The organism is Klebsiella grimontii (assembly GCF_042137965.1).
Lineage (GTDB): Bacteria > Pseudomonadota > Gammaproteobacteria > Enterobacterales > Enterobacteriaceae > Klebsiella > Klebsiella grimontii.
On the sequence record NZ_CP169721.1, the window covers coordinates 5224670 to 5240112 of the forward strand.

Here is a 15443-nt window from a genome sequence, read left to right on the forward strand (position 1 = left end):
CTTTCTATCAATGAATTGAATCGTTCATAATCAACAAATATATTTGGCTTATTAAATCAATAACACCAGCGGATATTATATCGCATTGTAATTGATTTATCATCGAGAGAATCTCTCAAGGAGAAAAAATGAAAGAACTGACTCTAACTGAAATGAATGATGTTTCTGGTGCTGGTCTTCAGCAGCTTATCGATGGAACCCAAAGTTTTGGTAGTGCTCTTGTTGATAGCGTCCTTGGTGGAATATTTGGCTTAGTTGCTTATTCAGCGGCAGGCGGCTTGCAGGGTGGCCTTACTGGTAATGGTAAAGGTGGCGGCATGCTTGGCATTGGCGTTATTAGTACCAGTATTGGCGCTATCTGGGGAGCAATCCAGGGTGGCATCTGGGGCGCTGTAATGGGCGTATACAGAGGTACTGAATACATTAATGATATGTCAACTGGCATCATTGAAGGTGTTCTTGATGGCTCTTCCGGCGCTTATAAACCGTCTTAATTTCTTTTAGTTTATAACTTAAAGCATACAGTTTTTACTGTATGCTTTTTAAGTTTCTTTTTATAAAAAATCAAAAATTAATATCAACATAAATAAGTGATTATCTATGAATAAAAAACTCTATCGCAAGGAAGCGATTGAACATAAGAAAAACCATTGGAAAGGAAAAGCATTATTATTAGCGGGAATGCCTGCATGGGCTATTCTTTCAATATCATTATTTTTTCTATGCGTTTTGATTTTCACGCTTAAATTCTGTTGCTATACGCAAAGAATAGATGTGCGTGGTGAAGTAATTACGCTTCCTCACTCTATTAATGTTTTTGCACCGCAACAAGGATTTGTGGTAAAGAAATATGTTAACATTGGCGATATCATTAAAAAAGGCACCCCTCTTTACGAGCTTGATATCTCACGCTCAACCGTTAACGGCAACGTCACTGACACCATGTCAGCTGTTATTACTGAAAAAATAACTAATGCGGAAGAAATCATTGAAAAAACTTTGATAAACAAAGAAGAAACCTTAGATGCATTAAATACTCAGGTTAATCAATATTCTACTTCCCTTAAAGAGACTACCAAAATGTTAGCCAACGCTGACTCTGGTCTAAAAAAAATGAAAGAAAACCTTTCCAGTTATGATCAATATCTCAAGCAAGGTTTAATTACTAAAGATCAGTATAATTATCAACATTCTCTTTACTTCCAACAACAGAGTACATACCAATCGCTCATTAGCCAAAGAATGCAACTTGAGTCTCAGTTGACACAGCTAAAAAGTGACATAGTGACTAAAGCTGCAGATTATGACAACCAAATTTCTAATCAAAAAAACCAAATCAATGATTTTAAAAATCAGCGTGTAGAATCAAATGCCAATGGTAATCTTGTCATCAAAGCAACATCAGATGGTAAAATTGAATCAGTAGCTGTAACTGCAGGACAAATGGTTGATAAAGGAAGCAGTCTCGCTCAAATAAAACCAACAGGGAATATTGAATATTTTTTGATATTATGGCTACCCAACAATGCAATACCCTATGTAAAATCTGGAGACATTGTTAATATACGTTACGATGCCTTCCCGTCAGATAAATTTGGCCAATTCCCCGGGAAAGTGATATCAATATCTTCGGTGCCAGCCTCTCGGCAAGAAATGTCCGAATATACTAATGTTGCAACAGGTTCTAATCAACAGGAACTCGCACTGTATAAAGCTATAGTCAAAATTAAAAACAATCAATTCATTTATAATGGCAAAACTCTGGAATTATCAAATGGCCTAAAAGCTCAGGCTATTGTTTTTCTTGAGGAGCGTCCACTTTATATGTGGATGTTTACACCAATATACAAAATTTCTCAGAGTGTGAGTGGCCCAATCCATGACTGATACATTATTTAAAACAATCACTGACAAGCTTAATTTCTCACTGAGAAAAAAAATCCCAGTAATTTTACAGTCAGAAGCTGCTGAATGCGGTATCGCATGCCTGGCGATGATATCTGCTTTTCATGGTCTAAATATAGATTTATTTAATTTCCGTCAACGATATGGTAGCCCTACTCAAGGCGTCACATTATTATCTCTTAGTAAAACAGCTGAGCGGGCTGGATTAAAAAGCAGAGCATTATCATTAGATATTGACGAAGTTAATCAATTAAAACTCCCCTGTATTATTCATTGGGGGATGAATCATTATGTTGTATTGACCAAGGTACGTAAAAATAGTTTTATTGTGCATGATCCAGCACTCGGCAAGCGCATTATTGGCATGCAAGAAATGTCAAATTATTTTACAGGTATAGCCCTCGAACTTTGGCCAGATCAAAATTTTCAGCAAGAGCAGGTAAAATCTCGTTTACGCTTACTTGATCTAATGCGTAACATTGTTGGTTTGAAAAGCACACTTGTAAAAATCTTTGCTTTTTCGATAGTCATTGAGGCCATTGGCCTTTTACTTCCGGTAGGTACGCAAATGGTTACGGACCATGTTATCATGGCTCATGATCAAAGTTTACTTGCGGTTATTTGTATTGGATTGGTTTCCTTCACATTATTTCGTACTTTTATCAGTATGCTAAGGGCATGGACATCCTTAACGCTAAATACCCTTACAAATATACAATGGAAAACTTCACTTTTTGACCATCTGACTCGCTTGCCCTTATCATTTTTTGAAAAACGGCATTTAGGCGATATTCAATCACGTTTTTCATCACTAGATGTTATTCGTTCCACTTTTACTAATAGTATAGTTACCGGTATTATTGACAGCATAATGACCATAGGTCTTTTAATTATGTTGACTTTATATGGTGGGTGGCTCGTCTGGGTAGTCGTAGGGTTTACAATGTGCTATGCCATTATGCGATTAGCCACCTATCGATTTTACCGTCGGGTATCTGAAGAACAGGTAATAAAAGGAGCACGTTCCAGTTCACACTTTATGGAATCTCTTTATGGTATTGCAACAATCAAAGCTTTAAATCTTAAAGAAAGGCGCTCACACCACTGGTTAAATCTTAATATTGACTCCTGTAATGCAGGAATAAAACAAACCCGCTTCGATATGATGTTTGGTGGAGTTAATACTTTAATTTCATCTATAGATCAAGTTGTAATTCTTTGGCTTGGGGCGCTGGCAGTAATTGATAATAATATGACTTTAGGGATGTTTATGGCTTTCAATGCCTATCGAGGGCAATTTTCTCAACGCGCATCCAGTCTTATCGATCTCTTTATGCAGCTTCGTATGTTATCCCTACATAATGAGAGACTTTCTGAAATTGTATTTTGTGAGCCAGAAGCAGAAATGCCCGTCCGACGAGTATTCCAGCAAGATAAAGGCATTAAGCTTGAAGTTAAAAATTTAAGTTATCAGTATGATTCTTTTTCTCAGCCTATTTTCAAGAATCTAAATATAACGATTAATCCCGGGGAATCAATAGCTATTGTCGGGCCTTCCGGCGTTGGAAAAACTACTTTATTGAAAGTCATGTGTGGTCTTCTTTCTCCTACTTACGGTGATGTACTGGCAGACAATCTTGATGTTAATAAAATAGGTCTAAATAACTATCGTCTAAGTACGGCATGCGTTTTACAGGAAGACCGTTTATTTTCTGGTTCCATTGCTGAAAACATTAGTGGGTTCGAGGATAATGCTGATGAAGATTTGATTATTGAATGTGCACGTTACAGCAATATTCATGATGAAATAATGAAAATGCCTATGGGCTATGAAACACTTATTGGTGAATTAGGTACCGGTGTCTCTGGCGGGCAGAAACAGCGACTATTAATTGCACGAGCGTTGTATCGTAAACCAGGAGTTTTATTTATGGATGAAGCTACAAGTCATCTTGACCTTGGGAACGAGGCTAGTATTAATAATTCTATCTCCAATTTAAGTATCACACGAGTTATAGTTGCACATCGCCCCTCCACAATTGCATCAGCAGACCGTGTCATTGATTTGTCTGAATATATATCTATGTCGTAATCCTGCTAAATAAGGACCATATAATATGATACTCAAAGGACTCAACACTGCACCGATTAAACATGGAGAACATCTGTGTCTAATGATGTTCAAAATTAAAGATACTAACGATAAGCAGCATATAATGTATATGCAAGTCACTACATTAATTGACTTACTAATCATTCTACGCTTCCGGATGCTTAAAATTTCCCAGTATTTATCTGATAACCATGAAGTATATAAATCTAAAATCATGGCCAGCATTGAGTCATTATCTGCGAATACGCCTGAGATTGTCACTGCAGAAGCCATGCAGCCCGATCCAGGATACTTAGTTACAGGCTTAGCCCCAAAGTTCAAAAATGATAAATTTACACTTGTTGCTATATTACAAAATGATAAAATAATAACGCTAGATATAGATGACACTCAAACTGAATTCATTATCGTTGCAATTCAACAATCATTTAATACTATCGGAGATAATGAGATCACACAACTCATTGGTTCATTGCTCGATTTTATTTTAATTTACTCCGTTGATTTAACGAATCTTGAATGCTTAAATTATAAAGAAGTGCATCATGAACCATGGAAAAAAGACATTTATTCAGACTATGTTACAGTAGTTTATTGCTTCGAAACTGAGCAAGGAAAAAGTAATCTCGCAGGTGCAGTAATTAAAGTTAATGCCCTATCAAACCCGCATGACATAGAAAGTATCACTCAGAAAGTGGCTAAATTAACTCCGCAATTTAAAGCTATCCAGGAAAAATATCCGCTATGTGAAACCTTTTATGAGGTCATCGCATGCCAACCGGGGAAAATATTAACAAAAGAGGAATGTCTGGACCAATTACACGCATTTTGTCTTAAAATGCAAACCAGGCTTAATTAGTTACTAATTTGGGCATCTACAAGGACGTAGAAAACGGCTCTACCTTTCCAGCCGTTGCCCGGGTTCCCCTCTCCATCAGGAGAGGGATAACCCGCAGTTAAATCAGTTCGGGCACTTATAAACCTGGCCGTTCATTTGGCTATCGGTCGGGACAAAGCTCGACAGCAGATTCTGCGTCGGGCTGCTGACGCCGTAAATCACGTTGCCGCCCATTGCTGCCGCCTGGTTACGCAGGGCGTTTGCCGCACCGCGCATAGAGCCTCCCTCATCCCCATTCTGCCCGGATAGCCAGTTGCTCTGCGTGCCGGTCGCGGTCCCTAACAGCTGGCATTCAGAACCCGGCTTATCTTCAACAAAGCGTACGTTCTGGCCGCCAGAGGTCAATTCGTTGCTGGAGCTGCAACCTGCTAACAACAATGCTGCGCCGACAATCCCTGCTAAATATTTTACCTGCATGTTATTCCCCACGATCAATGAGCTGGACGCACTGGCCCGGATGTACAACCTTATACTAAAAAGACGACAAAAAGAAAAACCCCCGAGCATTTCTGCCCGAGGGTTTCCTTGTTTCTAAGGGGTATAGCGCACGATTACATCATGCCGCCCATACCACCCATGCCACCCATACCGCCAGCAGCACCTAAATCAGGAGCATCGCCTTTCGGCAGGTCGGTGACCATGCACTCGGTGGTGATCATCAGACCAGCAACGGATGCTGCGTACTGCAGAGCAGAACGAGTCACTTTAGTTGGGTCCAGGATACCGAAGTCGATCATGTTGCCGTATTCTTCGGTAGCGGCGTTGTAACCGTAGTTACCTTCGCCCGCTTTCACGTTGTTAGCAACAACAGACGGCTCTTCACCAGCGTTGGAAACGATCTGACGCAGCGGTGCTTCCATTGCGCGCAGCGCAACTTTGATACCGACGTTCTGATCTTCGTTCTGAGCGGTCAGGCCAGCCAGTTTAGCAGCAACGCGAACCAGCGCTACGCCACCACCAGCAACCACGCCTTCTTCTACCGCAGCACGGGTCGCGTGCAGGGCGTCGTCCACGCGTGCTTTCTTCTCTTTCATTTCAACTTCGGTAGCCGCGCCGACTTTGATTACCGCAACGCCGCCGGCCAGTTTAGCCACGCGCTCCTGCAGTTTTTCACGGTCGTAGTCAGAAGTCGCTTCTTCAATCTGCTTACGGATCTGAGTAACGCGGCCCTGAATCGCAGCTTCTTCACCCACGCCATCGATGATGGTGGTGGTGTCTTTGTTAATAACAACGCGTTTCGCCTGACCCAGGTCTTCCAGAGTCGCTTTTTCCAGCTCCATACCGATCTCTTCAGAGATAACGGTACCGCCGGTCAGCGTTGCGATGTCCTGCAGCATAGCTTTACGACGGTCGCCGAAGCCCGGTGCTTTAACCGCAGCCACTTTAACGATGCCGCGCATGGTGTTCACCACCAGGGTCGCCAGCGCTTCGCCTTCAACGTCTTCAGCGATGATAACCAGCGGTTTGCCAGCTTTCGCTACGGCTTCCAGAACCGGCAGCATTTCGCGGATGTTGGAGATTTTTTTGTCAGCCAGCAGAATGAACGGGCTTTCCAGCTCAACAGCACCGGTTTCCGGCTTGTTGATGAAGTACGGAGACAGGTAGCCGCGGTCAAACTGCATACCTTCAACCACGTCCAGTTCGTCTTCCAGACCGGTACCGTCTTCTACGGTGATCACGCCTTCTTTACCGACTTTATCCATCGCTTCAGCGATCAGTTTACCTACGGTTTCGTCGGAGTTAGCGGAGATGGTGCCAACCTGAGCAATGGCTTTAGAGTCAGAGCACGGTACGGACAGCGTTTTCAGTTCTTCAACAGCGGCTACGACAGCTTTGTCGATACCACGTTTCAGATCCATCGGGTTCATGCCCGCAGCGACGGCTTTCAGGCCTTCAGCGATGATAGCCTGCGCCAGTACGGTTGCGGTGGTAGTACCATCGCCTGCAGCGTCGTTCGCTTTAGAGGCAACTTCTTTAACCATCTGCGCGCCCATGTTTTCGAACTTGTCTTCCAGCTCGATTTCACGCGCTACGGACACGCCGTCTTTGGTGATGGTCGGCGCACCGAAGGATTTGTCCAGAACCACGTTACGGCCTTTCGGGCCCAGGGTTACTTTAACTGCGTCTGCCAGTACGTTTACGCCGCGCAGCATTTTCACACGAGCGTCGTTACCGAATTTTACGTCTTTAGCTGCCATTTTATCTTTCCCTTAAATTCGTATGTTCAGTGTCGTTCGCGGATTACGCTTCAACAATTGCCAGAATGTCGCTTTCGGACATGATCAACACTTCTTCATTGTCGATCTTCTCGGATTTTACGCCGTAGCCATCGTTGAAAATGACGATGTCACCAACTTTAACGTCCAGAGGCTGCACGGTTCCGTTTTCCAGGATGCGGCCCTTACCGACAGCGATGATTTCGCCACGAGTTGATTTTGCTGCCGCAGAACCGGTCAGAACGATGCCGCCAGCAGACTTCGTTTCAACTTCTTTACGTTTGACGATCACACGATCATGTAACGGACGAATACTCATTTTGATAGCTCTCCTTTGAGAAAGTCATTATCAGTTATGGATGACGCCGGTCCGCACACGGTTTTCCGGCTAGTGCCCTGAGAGATGGGGATGGGGTTTTCCCGCTTCAAGGGGAAAAGCAAAAAAAAATTTGTCCACGTGCTCAGACGCACACTAATTTGCCGCCCTCAGCTGACGTCATAAGCAAAAGCGATTGTGATACCATCCCTTTTTTGCCGGGCGCAAGGTTGAATCATGAGTGGTTTAAAACAGGAGTTGGGGCTTGCTCAAGGAGTGGGGCTACTTTCCACATCATTACTGGGAACCGGCGTTTTCGCCGTTCCGGCGCTGGCGGCATTGGTCGCCGGCGATAACAGCCTGTGGGCCTGGCCCGCACTGATTTTACTGGTGTTTCCCATCGCTATCGTCTTCGCCACGCTGGGCCGCCACTTTCCCAGCGCAGGCGGCGTAGCGCATTTTGTGCATATGGCTTTTGGCCCGCGCCTGGCGCGCGTCACCGGCTGGCTCTTTTTATCGGTGATCCCGGTTGGGTTACCCGCTGCCCTGCATATCGCCACCGGCTTTGGTCAGGCGCTCTTTGGCTGGCACGACAGCCAGCTGCTGCTGGCCGAGCTGGGAACGCTGGCGATTATCTGGTGGGTCGGTTCTCGCGGAGCCAGCTCCAGCGCCAATCTACAAACGCTGGTTGCCGTGCTGATTGTCGCCCTGATTGTCGCCATCTGGTGGCGCGGCGCGATAAACCCAGCACAGATCCCCTTCCCGCCGCCTTCTGATATCGACAGTTCGCAGCTTTTTTCTGCCCTTTCGGTGATGTTCTGGTGTTTTGTCGGTCTTGAGGCCTTCGCGCACCTGGCCTCTGAATTTAAGCAGCCGGAACGCGATTTCCCCCGCGCGCTGATGATCGGCCTGTTACTGGCGGGTTCAGTCTACTGGGCCTGTACCGTGCTGGTCCTGCATTTTCATGCCTTTGGCGAGGAGATGGCCGCCGCCGCGTCGCTACCCAATATCGTGGTACGCCTGTTCGGCGTTCAGGCGCTATGGATCGCCTGCGTTATCGGCTATCTCGCCTGCTTCGCCAGCCTCAATATTTATATTCAGAGCTTTGCCCGCCTGGTCTGGTCGCAGGCGCAGCACAAACCCGATAGCTATTTGTCCCGCCTGTCGCCGCGGCAAATTCCGCGTAACGCGTTGAACGCGGTCCTCGGCTGCTGCGTGATTAGCGCATTGTGCATTTATGCGCTCAATATCAACCTTGATGCGCTGATCGTCTACGCCAACGGCATTTTTATCATGATCTATCTGCTGTGCATGCTGGCGGGCTGCCGTCTGCTTCAGGGACGTTATCGTCTGTTAGCGGCGTTTGGCAGCGTACTGTGCCTGGTGCTGCTGGCGATGGTTGGCTGGAAGAGTCTGTACGCGTTTATCATGCTGGCGGGACTGTGGCTGTTTTTACCGAAGCGCCGGCTGGCAGAGAGGTATTCCAGGCCGGAGTAACCGGCCTGGAGGATGTTAGTCGCGGCGATCGTCTTTATGATCGAGACGGTCGCGCTCGTCGTCTTTACGCTGATATTCGCCTTCAAAGGTATCGCCGCCGCCCGTTCCGGCGCTAAACCCGCCGCCAGGCATCCGGCTAAAACGCAGATGCGGCATCAGCTTCAAGGTCAGATGCTTCTGCACCGGAGGCAGCAGCAGCAGCAGACCCAGGAAATCGGTAAAGAACCCCGGCAGAAGTAACAACAGACCGGCGATAATCAGCGACACGCTTTTGATCATCTCAGCGGCCGGGCTCTCCCCCGCCGCCATCTTCTGCTGCATCAGCATAAGGTTTTTAAAACCCTGGTTTTTCACCAGCGATATCCCCACCACCGAGCTGAAGATCACCAGAATCAGCGTCAGCAGGACGCCAAGCACATGGGCGACCTGGATAAAGATCGAGATTTCAATGTAAACGTATAAAAAAACGGCAATTAACGGAATCCAACGCACCGGCGTCTCCTTCATAAACAGACGCCCGCGTCGGCGCCCGTAGTCATAGATGTGCTATTCGCATCAAAAAGATGTTGGGCCAAAACGTCACTTTTCAATCGTAAAAAAAGCTTATTTTTTTCAACAATAGAAAACCGGTGACCCATTTCACAGATTAATAATTCTTATAAGATTCACTACATAATAAGTGATCAGGGCGGCTGATATTCGCTATCATCAGCATATGATCGTGGGTACCGGGCCGATTAAGGAAATAATCTGCGGCCAGAAAATGCGCTAGATCCGATAAATTCTGCGTATTTGGTGAATTCATAGGCAGCTTGAAAGAGAAGGTTCACATGTTAAACAACATTCGTATCGAAGAAGACCTGTTGGGTACCAGGGAAGTTCCAGCTGACGCTTACTACGGCGTCCATACTCTGAGAGCGATTGAAAACTTCTACATCAGCAACAACAAAATCAGCGATATCCCTGAATTTGTCCGCGGAATGGTGATGGTGAAGAAGGCCGCTGCGCAGGCTAACAAAGAGCTGCAAACTATCCCCAAAAGCGTTGCCAATGCCATTATCGCCGCCTGCGATGAGGTCCTGAATAACGGCAAATGCATGGACCAGTTCCCGGTCGACGTCTTCCAGGGCGGCGCGGGCACTTCCGTAAACATGAACACCAACGAAGTACTGGCCAACATCGGCCTTGAGCTGATGGGCCACCAGAAAGGCGAATATCAGTACCTCAACCCTAACGACCACGTTAATAAATGCCAGTCCACTAACGATGCCTACCCGACCGGTTTCCGCATCGCGGTCTACGCCTCCATCCTCAAGCTGATCGATGCGATTAACCAGCTGGGCGAAGGCTTCCAGCAGAAGGCGGTTGAGTTCCAGGACATTCTGAAAATGGGTCGGACTCAGCTACAGGATGCGGTGCCGATGACCCTCGGTCAGGAGTTCCACGCGTTTAATGTTCTGCTTAACGAAGAGACCAAATGCATTCTGCGCACTGCGGAACTGCTGCTGGAAGTGAACCTTGGCGCGACCGCTATCGGCACCCGCCTGAACACCCCGGATGGTTATCAGCAGTTAGCGGTACAAAAACTGGCGGAAGTCAGCAACCTGCCGGTTGTACCCGCAGAAGATCTGATCGAAGCGACCTCCGACTGCGGCGCCTACGTGATGGTCCACAGTTCCCTGAAGCGCCTGGCGGTAAAACTGTCCAAAATCTGTAACGACCTGCGCCTGCTCTCTTCCGGCCCACGCGCTGGCCTGAACGAAATCAATCTGCCTGAACTGCAGGCGGGCTCTTCCATCATGCCCGCCAAAGTTAACCCGGTGGTCCCGGAAGTCGTCAACCAGGTGTGCTTCAAGGTGATCGGTAACGACACCACCGTCACCATGGCTTCCGAAGCGGGCCAGCTGCAGCTGAACGTGATGGAACCGGTGATTGGCCAGGCGATGTTTGAATCTATTCATATTCTGACCAACGCCTGCTACAACCTGCTGGAAAAATGCGTCAGCGGTATTACCGCCAACAAAGCGGTATGTGAAAGCTACGTCTATAACTCGATTGGCATCGTCACCTACCTCAACCCGTATATCGGCCACCACAATGGCGATATCGTCGGCAAGATTTGCGCCGAAACGGGCAAGAGCGTCAGGGACGTGGTGCTTGAGCGCGGGCTACTGACCGCAGCGGAGCTGGATGACATCTTCTCTGCGCAGAACCTGATGCACCCGGCCTATAAAGCGAAGCGTTACACCGATGAAAGCGAACAATAGGTCTTCAGAGTAGACTTACCACAGGCATGTCAGCGATGACATGCCTTTTTTGTTCTTATTGATTTACTAAATCACAACAACCCAATATCAACTTGTTAATAAAACAAGGAAGGCATATATGTTTGGTGCAGAACTCGTTATTGTCCTGCTGGCTATTTATCTGGGAGCCAGACTGGGGGGCATCGGCATCGGTTTCGCCGGTGGCCTGGGCGTCCTCGTCCTGACTCTCGTTTTTCAAATTAAACCCGGCGCGATCCCCTTCGACGTCATTGAAATCATTATGGCGGTTATCGCCGCTATCGCCGCCATGCAGGTCGCCGGAGGGATGGACTATCTGGTCAGTCTCGCCGAACGAATGCTCCGGCGTCACCCCAAATACATCACCTTTCTCGCCCCGCTGGTCACCTGGTTTATGACCGTACTTGCCGGAACCGGGCATACCGCGTTCTCGACCCTACCGGTGATCACCGAAGTGGCAAAAGAACAGGGCATCCGCCCTTCGCGCCCGCTCTCTATCGCGGTGGTCGCTTCGCAGATTGCGATTACCGCCTCGCCGATTTCGGCAGCGGTGGTCTTTTTTGCCGGCATTCTTGAGCCGCTGGGCGTCAGCTACCTGACCCTGCTGGCGATCTGTATTCCGGTTACCCTGATTGCCGTCATGCTTACCGCCATCGTCTGTAACTTCCTCGGCTGCGAGCTGAAAGACGATCCGATTTATCAGGAGCGACTGGCAAAAGGGGAAGTCAAACTGCGCGGTAGCCAGGTTTTTGAACTGAAGCCGCACGCCAGACGCTCGGTCTTACTGTTTCTGATTGGTATCATCGCGGTGATGTTCTACGCCACCGCCATTAGCGATACCGTAGGCCTGATCCAGAACCCGGTCCTGCCGCGTAACGAAGCGATCGTCGTATTTATGCTGACAATCGCGACGCTGATAAGCATTACCTGCAAAATCGACACTGGTGAAGTCCTCAACGCCAGCACCTTTAAATCCGGCATGAGCGCCTGCGTCTGCGTTCTCGGCGTCGCATGGCTGGGGGATACGTTCGTCAAAGCCCACATCAGCGATATCCAGACCGTGGCGGGCGACCTGCTGCACAACTACCCGTGGCTGCTGGCGGTGGTGCTCTTCTTCGCCGCGACCCTGCTTTATTCCCAGGCTGCGACCACCAAGGCGCTGATGCCCGCCGCGCTGATGCTGGGCGTGAGCCCGCTTACCGCCATTGCCTCGTTTGCCGCCGTCTCCGCCCTTTTCGTTCTGCCGACCTACCCAACCCTGCTGGCGGCGGTCGAAATGGACGACACCGGCTCAACCCGCATCGGCAAATACGTCTTTAACCATGCTTTCCTGATCCCCGGCGTCATCGCCATTACGCTGTGCGTGATCCTCGGGTTTATTTTCGGTGGCATCATGCTGTAAATCTCTTCAAATTCGGGCCAGATCCTGGCCCGTTGCGTTAATCCTCCCCACCTTGCGTGCTATAGTGCCTCTTTTCGCTGATACGAGGTTCACGATGACTACGCCTGATGCTGTTGTTGTACTCTGTACCGCGCCGGATGAAGCGACCGCCCAGGACCTGGCGGCCAAAGCGCTGGCGGAAAAACTCGCCGCCTGCGCCACTCTCCTGCCGGGAGCGACATCGCTCTACTACTGGGAAGGAAAACTGGAGCAGGAGTATGAAGTGCAAATGCTGCTGAAAACCGACCTTGCCCATCAGCAGGCGCTGCTGGACTGCCTGAAGTCCCATCACCCGTATCAAACCCCTGAACTTCTGGTTCTGCCCGTTATTCACGGAGACAACGATTACCTCTCATGGCTCAACGCATCATTACGCTGATCCTGCTGCTTTGCAGCACTTCGGCCATTGCCGGCCTGTTCGACGCCCCTGGCCGTTCGAACTTTGTTCCTGCTGACCAGGCTTTTGCCTTCGATTTTCAGCAGAATCAACACGACCTTAATCTGACCTGGCAAATCAAGGATGGTTACTATCTTTACCGTAAACAGATAAAGCTGACGTCCGCCGATGCGGCGTTTAGCGAACCTTCGCTGCCCGCAGGCGAATGGCATGAGGACGAGTTTTACGGTAAAAGCGAAATTTACCGCCAGCGCCTGACCGTGCCGGTCACTCTGACTCACGCCGCCGCCGGGGCGACCCTGACCGTCACCTGGCAAGGCTGCGCGGATGCCGGTTTTTGCTATCCGCCGGAAACCAAAATCGTGCCGCTCGGCAACGCGCTGGCGCAATCCGGCGATAAAAAACCGATGCTTAATCCGCCCCTGCCGCTGGAAACGCGCCCGGCGCTGCCGGTCGAGTCACCCGCTGACCTTGCGCCCCCCGCTACGGACGAAAAAAGCGCCGATCTGCCCTTTAGCGCGCTGTGGGCGCTATTGATTGGTATCGGCATCGCGTTTACCCCCTGCGTTCTGCCGATGTATCCGCTCATTTCCGGTATCGTGCTGGGCGGTCAAAAACGCCTCTCCACCGCCCGCGCGCTGCTGCTGGCCTTTATCTACGTTCAGGGTATGGCCTTAACCTACACCTCGCTGGGGCTGGTTGTTGCCGCTGCGGGCCTGCAATTCCAGGCGGCGCTGCAGCACCCTTATGTGCTGATTGGCCTGTCGGTGGTGTTTATCCTGCTGGCGCTGTCGATGTTTGGTCTATTTACGCTCCAGCTGCCTTCGTCGCTGCAAACGCGTCTGACGCTGATGAGCAACAAACGCCAGGGCGGTTCAACCGGCGGCGTATTCGCCATGGGGGCAATTGCTGGATTAATCTGCTCGCCATGCACCACCGCGCCGCTGAGCGCCATTCTGCTCTATATCGCCCAGAGCGGTAATCTGTGGCTGGGCGGCGGAACGCTGTACCTCTACGCGCTCGGAATGGGGCTGCCGCTGATCCTGGTGACCGTATTCGGTAACCGCCTGCTGCCGAAAAGCGGCCCGTGGATGGCCCACGTCAAAACCGCCTTTGGCTTTGTGATCCTCGCGCTGCCGGTCTTTTTACTGGAGCGTATCGTGGGCGAACCGTGGGGCCTGCGGCTTTGGTCGCTGCTGGGCGTCGCCTTTTTTAGCTGGGCGTTTATCACCTCACTGGGCGGCACGCGCCCCTGGCTGCGTATCGTGCAAATAGCGATGCTCGGCGCCGCGCTGGTCAGCGCCCGTCCACTGCAGGACTGGGCTTTCGATGCGCCGGTCGCCCAACAGCAGGCCCATCTCCAGTTTACCCGCATCCATAACGTCGATGAGCTCAATCAGGCGCTGGCGCAGGCGAAAGGCAAAACGGTGATGCTCGATCTGTACGCCGACTGGTGCGTGGCCTGCAAAGAGTTCGAGAAATACATCTTCAGTTCACCTGACGTTCAACAGGCCCTGAAAGAGACCGTTCTGCTGCAGGTTGATGTCACGAAGAATAGCGAGCAGGACGCGGCGCTGCTGAAGCACCTCCAGGTGCTCGGCTTGCCCACGATTCTGTTTTTCAACGAACGGGGCGAGGAGCAGCCCGCGCAGCGCGTCACCGGCTTTATGGATGCCGCGGCATTCAGCGCCCATTTGCGCGATCGACAACCGTGAGCGACACTGTAGGAGGAAAAATGGAGGAAAAGACCGTGCAACGTGAAGATGTCCTGGGTGAAGCCATCCAAATCCTCGAAATCGAGGGTATCGCTAACACCACGCTTGAAATGGTCGCCGAGCGCGTGGCTTACCCGCTCAATGACCTCAAACGTTTCTGGCCTGACCAGGAGGCGCTGTTATATGACGCGCTTCGCTATCTCAGCCATCAGGTCGATGCCTGGCGCCGCCAGCTTTTGCTGGACGAGTCGCTCAGCGCGGAGCAGAAGCTGCTGGCCCGCTACGCCGCGCTGACCACCTGCGTGAGCAACCATCGTTATCCCGGCTGCCTGTTTATCGCCGCCTGTACTTTTTACCCGGACCCTCAGCATCCGATCCATCAGCTGGCCGAGCAGCAAAAGCAGGCTTCGCTGGCCTATACCCACGAACTGCTTAGCCAGCTCGAAGTTGACGATCCAGCAATGGTCGCGAAGCAGATGGAGCTGATCATCGAAGGCTGCCTGAGCCGACTGCTGATCAAACGCAGCCAGACGGACGTCGATACCGCGCGTCGCCTGGCTGAAGACATTTTGCGTTTTGCCCAGTGCCGTATGGGCGGCGCCCTGACCTGATTCCGATATCTTAACTGATTCATCGCGCATATAATTCCCCTTCATCGAT

Annotated in this window: 14 protein-coding genes; 10 read left to right on the forward strand and 4 right to left on the reverse strand. The window is 49.7% G+C overall.

Features of this window, described 5'->3' with window-relative positions:
• Positions 1-128: 128 nt before the first annotated feature.
• From ACE3MN_RS24485 to yjeJ, 4 genes are all read left to right on the forward strand, one after another.
• Positions 129-494 carry a hypothetical protein gene (locus tag ACE3MN_RS24485; RefSeq protein ID WP_098067034.1) on the forward strand — a complete coding sequence of 122 codons (366 nt, stop codon included), beginning with the start codon at positions 129-131 and terminating at the stop codon, positions 492-494.
• Positions 495-600: 106 nt separating this feature from the next.
• Complete coding sequence (locus tag ACE3MN_RS24490; RefSeq protein ID WP_024360236.1) at positions 601-1887, forward strand: HlyD family secretion protein; 1287 nt, start codon at positions 601-603, stop codon at positions 1885-1887.
• Positions 1880-3997 carry a peptidase domain-containing ABC transporter gene (locus ACE3MN_RS24495; RefSeq protein WP_375364204.1) on the forward strand — a complete coding sequence of 706 codons (2118 nt, stop codon included), beginning with the start codon at positions 1880-1882 and terminating at the stop codon, positions 3995-3997. Before ACE3MN_RS24490 ends, ACE3MN_RS24495 begins: the two co-directional genes overlap by 8 nt.
• Before the next feature lie 25 nt (positions 3998-4022).
• Positions 4023-4877 (forward strand): YjeJ family protein, encoded by an 855-nt coding sequence (gene yjeJ / locus ACE3MN_RS24500; protein WP_024360234.1) that lies wholly within the window; start codon positions 4023-4025, stop codon positions 4875-4877.
• Between the two features lie 102 nt (positions 4878-4979).
• On the opposite strand, the gene ACE3MN_RS24505 is transcribed toward yjeJ, so the two are convergent.
• From ACE3MN_RS24505 to ACE3MN_RS24515, 3 genes are all read right to left on the reverse strand, one after another.
• A complete protein-coding gene (locus tag ACE3MN_RS24505; protein WP_004871163.1) occupies positions 4980-5333 on the reverse strand; it encodes a DUF4156 domain-containing protein in 354 nt (117 codons plus the stop codon).
• Positions 5334-5467: 134 nt separating this feature from the next.
• On the reverse strand, positions 5468-7114 hold the full coding sequence (groL, locus tag ACE3MN_RS24510; protein WP_004871165.1) for a chaperonin GroEL: 1647 nt from the start codon (positions 7112-7114) through the stop codon (positions 5468-5470).
• A gap of 43 nt (positions 7115-7157) precedes the next feature.
• A complete protein-coding gene (locus ACE3MN_RS24515; RefSeq protein WP_003855929.1) occupies positions 7158-7451 on the reverse strand; it encodes a co-chaperone GroES in 294 nt (97 codons plus the stop codon).
• A 234-nt stretch (positions 7452-7685) separates the two neighbouring features.
• On the opposite strand from ACE3MN_RS24515, the gene yjeH reads away from it, so the two are divergent.
• The gene (gene yjeH, locus ACE3MN_RS24520) at positions 7686-8945 is read left to right on the forward strand and encodes an L-methionine/branched-chain amino acid transporter (protein ID WP_024360233.1); all 1260 of its coding nucleotides are present in this window, start codon (positions 7686-7688) and stop codon (positions 8943-8945) included.
• Between the two features lie 15 nt (positions 8946-8960).
• Here the strand turns inward: yjeH and ACE3MN_RS24525 are convergent, their stop codons facing one another.
• Entirely contained in the window at positions 8961-9437 is a 477-nt protein-coding gene (locus ACE3MN_RS24525; RefSeq protein ID WP_004097899.1) for an FxsA family protein, read from the reverse strand.
• A 338-nt stretch (positions 9438-9775) separates the two neighbouring features.
• Between ACE3MN_RS24525 and aspA the strand changes: the two genes are divergently transcribed.
• The 5 genes from aspA to ACE3MN_RS24550 all read left to right on the forward strand — a co-directional run bounded on the left by aspA (position 9776) and on the right by ACE3MN_RS24550 (position 15394).
• Positions 9776-11212, forward strand: a complete 1437-nt coding sequence (gene aspA / locus ACE3MN_RS24530) for an aspartate ammonia-lyase (RefSeq protein WP_004097898.1) — start codon at positions 9776-9778, stop codon at positions 11210-11212.
• A 118-nt stretch (positions 11213-11330) separates the two neighbouring features.
• On the forward strand, positions 11331-12632 hold the full coding sequence (locus tag ACE3MN_RS24535) for an anaerobic C4-dicarboxylate transporter (RefSeq protein ID WP_004871172.1): 1302 nt from the start codon (positions 11331-11333) through the stop codon (positions 12630-12632).
• Positions 12633-12726: 94 nt separating this feature from the next.
• A complete protein-coding gene (cutA, locus tag ACE3MN_RS24540) occupies positions 12727-13050 on the forward strand; it encodes a divalent cation tolerance protein CutA (protein WP_004109254.1) in 324 nt (107 codons plus the stop codon).
• Positions 13026-14783 (forward strand): protein-disulfide reductase DsbD, encoded by a 1758-nt coding sequence (locus ACE3MN_RS24545; RefSeq protein ID WP_102649967.1) that lies wholly within the window; start codon positions 13026-13028, stop codon positions 14781-14783. The genes cutA and ACE3MN_RS24545 overlap by 25 nt, the downstream gene beginning before the upstream one ends.
• Positions 14784-14818: 35 nt before the next feature.
• A complete protein-coding gene (locus tag ACE3MN_RS24550) occupies positions 14819-15394 on the forward strand; it encodes a transcriptional regulator (RefSeq protein ID WP_004871181.1) in 576 nt (191 codons plus the stop codon).
• Positions 15395-15443 lie beyond the last annotated feature (49 nt).

What these genes read in the sequence shown, in the direction of transcription:
- ACE3MN_RS24495 (WP_375364204.1), top strand. Translation starts at nt 1,880, where the DNA reads ATGACTGATACATTATTTAAAACAATCACTGACAAGCTTAATTTCTCA.
- ACE3MN_RS24505 (WP_004871163.1), bottom strand. Translation starts at nt 5,333, where the DNA reads ATGCAGGTAAAATATTTAGCAGGGATTGTCGGCGCAGCATTGTTGTTA.
- ACE3MN_RS24545 (WP_102649967.1), top strand. Translation starts at nt 13,026, where the DNA reads ATGGCTCAACGCATCATTACGCTGATCCTGCTGCTTTGCAGCACTTCG.
- ACE3MN_RS24515 (WP_003855929.1), bottom strand. Translation starts at nt 7,451, where the DNA reads ATGAGTATTCGTCCGTTACATGATCGTGTGATCGTCAAACGTAAAGAA.
- cutA (WP_004109254.1), top strand. Translation starts at nt 12,727, where the DNA reads ATGACTACGCCTGATGCTGTTGTTGTACTCTGTACCGCGCCGGATGAA.
- ACE3MN_RS24535 (WP_004871172.1), top strand. Translation starts at nt 11,331, where the DNA reads ATGTTTGGTGCAGAACTCGTTATTGTCCTGCTGGCTATTTATCTGGGA.
- ACE3MN_RS24490 (WP_024360236.1), top strand. Translation starts at nt 601, where the DNA reads ATGAATAAAAAACTCTATCGCAAGGAAGCGATTGAACATAAGAAAAAC.
- yjeJ (WP_024360234.1), top strand. Translation starts at nt 4,023, where the DNA reads ATGATACTCAAAGGACTCAACACTGCACCGATTAAACATGGAGAACAT.
- ACE3MN_RS24485 (WP_098067034.1), top strand. Translation starts at nt 129, where the DNA reads ATGAAAGAACTGACTCTAACTGAAATGAATGATGTTTCTGGTGCTGGT.
- aspA (WP_004097898.1), top strand. Translation starts at nt 9,776, where the DNA reads ATGTTAAACAACATTCGTATCGAAGAAGACCTGTTGGGTACCAGGGAA.
- yjeH (WP_024360233.1), top strand. Translation starts at nt 7,686, where the DNA reads ATGAGTGGTTTAAAACAGGAGTTGGGGCTTGCTCAAGGAGTGGGGCTA.
- groL (WP_004871165.1), bottom strand. Translation starts at nt 7,114, where the DNA reads ATGGCAGCTAAAGACGTAAAATTCGGTAACGACGCTCGTGTGAAAATG.